Origin of the sequence: Cetobacterium sp. (assembly GCF_048470075.1) — a bacterium.
Lineage (GTDB): Bacteria > Fusobacteriota > Fusobacteriia > Fusobacteriales > Fusobacteriaceae > Cetobacterium_A.
In genome coordinates, this window is sequence record NZ_DBGBQB010000282.1 from 1 (window position 1) to 1,642 (window position 1,642).

General features: G+C 27.2%; 2 protein-coding genes. One reads left to right on the forward strand and one right to left on the reverse strand.

The features are described from left to right. Positions 1 to 1,196: MATE family efflux transporter (locus ACMOUI_RS09975; protein WP_418965550.1), on the reverse strand; the 1,196-nt coding region annotated here is incomplete at its 3' end. A gap of 78 nt (positions 1,197 to 1,274) precedes the next feature. On the opposite strand from ACMOUI_RS09975, the gene ACMOUI_RS09980 reads away from it, so the two are divergent. Then, on the forward strand, positions 1,275 to 1,642 hold a 368-nt coding region (locus ACMOUI_RS09980), incomplete at its 3' end, for a MerR family transcriptional regulator (protein ID WP_418965551.1).

A 1,642-nucleotide genomic window follows, 5' to 3' on the forward strand; every position in this document is an offset into this window, starting at 1 on the left:
CCCCAAAAGTAACTTGTAATTAAAATGGTTATAGGGAAAAATATAATTGATCTTAAAAAAGAGATTATATTTGAATTCTTAGGATTATTTATAGCTTGATAGTATCCTGATTGTATGATGTTGATTCCTATTATAAAAAATGAGATATTAAAAAGACATAGTCCAACATACGCTTCTTTCAATATAATCGTATTCTTAGTGAAAAGATGTATAATATCATATCCAAAGAAATACGAGATATTAAAATATATAAAATTTATAATAAATGAACCTATAATTGTTAATTTATAAAATTTTGCAACTTTTTTTAAGTTATTGGCACCGTGGTAAAAACTAAATAGCGGTTGAATCCCAAAAGAAAGCCCCAGTAGAAGCATATAGATTATAGTGGTTAGATAATTGATTATTCCAAAAGATGCCATCTGAGTCTCATTACCTATTTTTAAAATAACGGTATTCATACAAAATATTATTATAGAAAATGTAATCTCCATAAAAAAAGAGGGAAATCCGAGAAAAATAAATTGAAAAATATTATCTTTCTGCAACTTAGTTTTTCCAAAAGATAGATTACCTTTTTTTAAGATAAAATGGAATAAAATAATTAGCACTGTTAGTATTTGTCCAAGACCAGTAGCAATAGCAGCTCCCTTTATTCCCCATTGAAAAATAAAAATAAATACATAGTCCAAAAATATATTTAAAAAAGCTCCTGAAATTGTAGCTACCATAGCCAATTTTGGATTCCCATCATTTCGTATAAAACTACTCAAAGATATACCCAAAATATTTGGAATACAGAACATAACATAGTATTTCAGATAGATATCTGCTTCCTCTAGGATATCACCACTGGCACCTAAAATTAAAAGAATATCCTTAGAGAATATAAAAAATATAAAGCTAATAAAAAAACTTAAAATTAATAATACAATGGAAGCTTCTCTAAAAATATTGATACCTTTATCTATATTATTTTTTCCAAAATTTTCAGAAATAAGGGTACCACCTCCTACAGCAAACATTGTAGCAATTCCAAAGAATAGAATTGAGACAGGTACTACTAGATTAACGGCAGCAAGAGCTAAATTACCAATGCCTTGCCCGACAAAAATTCCATCGATAATAACATAGAGTGATGATACAAACATAGCACATACAGATGGAATAGCATAGTTAATAAATTCTTTAAACATTTTACTTCCTCCTTTAACAAAAAGTAGTGTATACTCTATAGTAAGTATAGAGTCAAACCAAATTTTGGAGGATTAAAAATGTTTTCGATAGGAGAAACCGCAAAATTAACAAAAATTTCAGTTCAAACTCTCCGACATTATGATAAAGAGGGGCTTTTAAAACCTATTTATGTGGATGGGAGTACAAGATATAGATATTATTCAATAGACCAATTTTTACAGATAGATTTTATAAAAAGGTGTAAATCTTTGGGATTTTCTTTGGAAAAGATAAAGCAGATTTTATATGAAGGTGATAATTTAGAAAATATTTTAAAATCTATTACATTTCAAAAGAGTATAATTGAGAAAGAGATTGAAAATTTAAAAAATATAAATGTAAATTTGAATAGGTTGGAGAGTACGTTACACTACGCAATAAACAATTTAAACAAAGAGCCTAAGAT